4 protein-coding genes and 1 pseudogene are annotated in these 4,120 nt (G+C 72.2%); 4 read left to right on the top strand and 1 reads right to left on the bottom strand.

Annotation, left to right across the window (positions count from 1 at the left end):
* Window positions 1–356, bottom strand: a pseudogene (locus C1I93_RS29130) (SAM-dependent methyltransferase); the annotation flags it as partial.
* 54 nt (window positions 357–410) lie between these two features.
* Between C1I93_RS29130 and C1I93_RS29125 the strand changes: the two are divergent.
* From C1I93_RS29125 to panD, 4 genes are all read left to right on the top strand, one after another.
* On the top strand, window positions 411–1,682 hold the full coding sequence (locus C1I93_RS29125) for a phytase (RefSeq protein WP_111246465.1): 1,272 nt from the start codon (window positions 411–413) through the stop codon (window positions 1,680–1,682).
* A gap of 141 nt (window positions 1,683–1,823) precedes the next feature.
* The gene (locus C1I93_RS29120; protein WP_111246464.1) at window positions 1,824–2,786 is read left to right on the top strand and encodes a Rossmann-like and DUF2520 domain-containing protein; all 963 of its coding nucleotides are present in this window, start codon (window positions 1,824–1,826) and stop codon (window positions 2,784–2,786) included.
* Window positions 2,787–2,824: 38 nt separating this feature from the next.
* Complete coding sequence (gene panC / locus C1I93_RS29115) at window positions 2,825–3,673, top strand: pantoate--beta-alanine ligase (RefSeq protein ID WP_111246466.1); 849 nt, start codon at window positions 2,825–2,827, stop codon at window positions 3,671–3,673.
* A 32-nt stretch (window positions 3,674–3,705) separates the two neighbouring features.
* The coding region (gene panD, locus C1I93_RS29110; RefSeq protein WP_111246463.1) for an aspartate 1-decarboxylase at window positions 3,706–4,120 on the top strand (415 nt) is incomplete at its 3' end.

Raw genomic sequence — 4,120 nt, 5'->3', positions numbered from 1 at the left:
TCGGGTGCCGGATCGGCGGCGGCCGTGGTGGTCAGGGTTTCCGGGGAGCCCGCCCGCGCAGGGATCAAGCCTGACCGCCCGGAGCGGGTGGGCTCCCCGGAAACCCCAACGGTGACCCCCGCGGACAGCGCGCGCAGCAGCTCACCCCGCCCGGCCCCGATGTCCACCACATCGAGTACCGGGGGAAAGGAGAGCGCCGCATCGACCTGCGAGATCAACCGGAGCAACGCCGAAGCGAAGACCGGAGAAGCGTGCACGCTGGTGCGGAAGTGGGCCGCCGGCCCGGTGCCGGCGACGAAGAAGCCGTCGGGCCCGTAGAGCGCCTGCTGCATGGCGGCCCGCCACGGTGTTGGCATCAATTCATTCCTCGTTCAGGGGGTGTCACCGTGCCGACCCTACGGTCAGCCGGTATGAGACAACTGGTGATCTCCGTACTGGTGGTTGCGCCCCTCCTGTTGCCCGGCACTCCGGCGAACGCTGCGCCGGACGAGCCGCACCCGGTACGTGCGGTTCTTGAGACGCCATCCCTGCACGACGACGAGGTCGGTGGGGACGCCGACGCGGATGACCCGGCGATCTGGGTGCATCCGACCGACCGCGCCGGCAGCCTGGTGGTGGTCACCGCGAAGAACGGCGGACTGCGCGTGTACGACCTGCGGGGGCGGGAACGGCAGGCCATTCCCACTCCGACTGCTCCCGGGCCGGGCGACGAGGCCGGCCGGTTCAACAACGTGGACCTGGTCACCGGCTTCCGGCTCGGCCACCGCCGGGTGGATCTGGCGGTGGTCACCGACCGGGGCCGTGATCAACTGCGGTTCTACCGGATCGACCCGGTGACCCGGATGCTTGTCGACGTCACCGCGCCTGACGTTCCGTACGCGTTCAGCCGCGATCAGTCCGAGGTGAACACCCAGCGCACCGCGTACGGCTTGGGCACGTACACCGGCCCGGACGGTGCCGCGTACGCGGTGGTGAGCCGGCGCAGCACCCCGGAGGTGGCGGCGTTCCGTCTGGTCGAGAAGGGTGGGCGGGTCGGTTATCGACAGGTGGACCGGCTCACCCTGCCGGCCGAGTTCACGTTGCCGGACGGCACCCGGTGGTCGCCGTGCGCCGACCCGGGTGATGGGCCGCAGGTGGAGGGCACGGTGATCGACCCGGCCACCGGTGTGGTGTACCTCGCCCAGGAGACGGTTGGTCTCTGGCGGACCCGGCTCATCGACGGGCGGTTCACTGGCCGGCCGGTATCGGTGGAGCGGGTGCGGGAGTACGGCATCCCGGCGGTCTTCGATCCGGTGGAGGACGACTGTGTGGTCGACTACTCCGGCGACCCGGGCTTCGGCGGCCGGATCGCCCAGGACGTGGAGGGGCTCACCATCTACCCGACCGGCCGGTTCGCCGGCACCCTGATCGTCTCCAGCCAGGGAGACGACACCTTCTACACGTACGACAGACGTACCGCGCGGCCCACTGGGCGCTTTGCCGTGGTCGACGGCGGGGTGGACGGGGCGCAGGAGTGTGACGGGGCGGCGGCGGTGGCTACCCCGCTGCCCGGCTTCCCCGGTGGTCTGCTGGTGGTGCACGACGGGCGGAACACCCCGACCACACCTGACGAGGGTGGGGTGGACCGCCCGGACACCAACGTCAAGTTCCTGGACGCCGGGTTCCTGCGTCGCCTCCGTTGAGCTGGCCCGGTGGTGCCGCCACCCGGCTCGGTCGGGCGGGCGGCATCACCGGTGAACGATTTCACACATCCTTGTTTCGGATCCGTGTCAGCGACGCATACTTGCCTCGACCGGTACCCATCTCGAGGACTGGATCGTGACATGAGCGCACCGCTGCGCACGCATCAGGCCGCCCGTCGGCGGACCGCGACCGTGCCCGCCAGCCCGGTCGCCACCCGCTCGTTGTTCACCGTCGGCGTCATCGGTGCCGGCCGGGTCGGTGCCACCCTTGGTGCCGCGCTTGCCGCCGCCGGCCACCGGGTGGTCGCCGCCAGCGGGATGTCCGGTGCCTCCCAGGCCCGGTTGGCGTTGCTGCTTCCCGCTGTGTCCCGCCGTTCGGCCGCGTCGGTGGCTCTGGCGGCCACCGATCTGCTGCTGATCGCCGTGCCGGATGACGCGCTCGCCGGCGTGATCGCCGATCTGGCCGCCGACGGCGCCCTGCGCCCGGGCCAGGTGGTGGCGCACACCTCCGGTGCACACGGCCTGGCGGTGTTGGCTCCGGCCGCCGCAGCCGGTGCCCGCCCACTGGCGCTGCACCCCGCGATGACCTTCACCGGTACCCCCGACGACCTCGACCGGCTGCCCGGCATCTCGTACGGCGTGACCGCACCGGCAGAGCTGCGTCCGTTGGCCGCTCGGCTGGTGGCGGATCTGGGCGGGGTGCCGGAGTGGATCGGTGAGGCCGACCGCGGCCTCTATCACGCGGCGCTGGCACACGGCGCCAACCACCTGGTGACGCTCGTGAACGAGGCGGCCGACCGGCTGCGTGACGCCGGGGTGGGACAGCCGGAGAAGGTGCTCGCCCCGCTGCTGCGCGCCGCCCTGGAGAACGCGCTGCGTCTCGGCGACGACGCGCTCACCGGCCCGGTCTCCCGGGGCGACGCGGGCACCGTCGCGCGGCACCTGACCCGGCTCGCCGACACCGCGCCCGAGTCGGTCGCCCCCTACCTGGCCCTGGCTCGGCGTACCGCCGATCGGGCGGTGGCCGCCGGCCGGCTGCGGCCGGCGGACGCGGCGCAGTTGCTCGACGTCCTGTACCGGGACCACACGGAGGTGGCGGCGTGACCGCGCCAGCAGCACGCGACCCGCAGGGCACCCCGGATGTGCCGGTGGTGGTGCACACCCGAGCTGAGTTGGCAGGTGCTCGGGCGGCGCTCACCGGCACCGTGGCGGTGGTGATGACGATGGGTGCCCTGCACGAGGGGCACGAGACGCTGCTGCGGGCCGCCCGCGATCGGGCCGACCAGGTGATCGTCACGGTCTTCGTGAACCCGTTGCAGTTCGGGCCGAACGAGGACTTCGACAGGTATCCGCGTACCCTCGATGTTGATCTTGAGGTGTGTCGGCGAGCCGGCGCTGACCTGGTCTTCGCCCCATCGGTGGCCGACATGTATCCCGGCGGGGAGCCGGCCGTGCGGGTCGACCCGGGGCCGCTCGGCACGGACCTGGAGGGGCTGAGCCGGCCGGGCTTCTTCCACGGAGTGCTCACCGTGGTGCTGAAGTTGCTCCAGCTCACCCGGCCGGACCTGGCGTTCTTCGGCGAGAAGGACTACCAGCAGCTGACCCTGGTCCGGCGGATGTGCCGGGACCTGGACGTGCCGGTCGAGGTGGTCGGGGTGCCCACCGTCCGGGAGCCGGACGGGTTGGCGCTTTCCAGCCGCAACCGTTACCTGTCTGCGGTCGAGCGGACGGTGGCGTTGGGCCTGTCCCGGGCGTTGCGGGCCGGTGCCGAAGCCGCCGAGGCGGGTCGCGACGCAGGGGCGGTGCTGGCCGCCGCGCACGCCTCCTTCGGCGCCGGCGGGCCCGGTGCCCGACTCGACTACCTGGTCCTCACCGATCCCGACCTGGAGCCCGGGCCGGTCCGCGGCCCGGCCCGGCTGCTCGTCGCCGCCTGGGTGGGCGACACCCGCCTGATCGACAACGCCCCGATCCGGCTCGACCCGGCCCACTGACCTTCCTGCCCGTACCCGCGAAAGGCGTCCCGATGTACCGCACCATGCTCAAGTCCAAGATTCACCGCGCCACGGTGACCCAGGCGGACCTGCACTACGTGGGCTCGGTGACCGTCGACGAGGATCTGCTCGACGCCGCCGACCTGCTCCCCGGCGAGCAGGTGGCGATCGTGGACATCACCAACGGGGCCCGGCTGGAGACGTACGTCATCCCCGGACGGCGGGGCAGCGGCGTGATCGGCATCAACGGTGCCGCCGCCCACCTGGTGAACCCGGGCGACCTGGTCATCCTGATCTCGTACGGGCAGATGGACGACGCCGAGGCCCGCGCGTACCGCCCTCGGGTGGTCCACGTCGACGCGGACAACAAGGTTGTCGAGTTGGCTGCCGATCCCTCGACCGCCGCCTCCCCAGCCAGCGGCCGTCCCCCGACGGCACCCTCAGGGT

This window comes from Micromonospora endophytica, assembly GCF_003236305.1.
GTDB classification, from domain to species: Bacteria; Actinomycetota; Actinomycetes; order Mycobacteriales; family Micromonosporaceae; genus Micromonospora; species Micromonospora endophytica.
This window is presented reverse-complemented; position numbering and strand designations above follow the sequence as displayed.

What these genes read in the sequence shown, in the direction of transcription:
- C1I93_RS29125 (WP_111246465.1), top strand. Translation starts at nt 411, where the DNA reads ATGAGACAACTGGTGATCTCCGTACTGGTGGTTGCGCCCCTCCTGTTG.
- C1I93_RS29120 (WP_111246464.1), top strand. Translation starts at nt 1,824, where the DNA reads ATGAGCGCACCGCTGCGCACGCATCAGGCCGCCCGTCGGCGGACCGCG.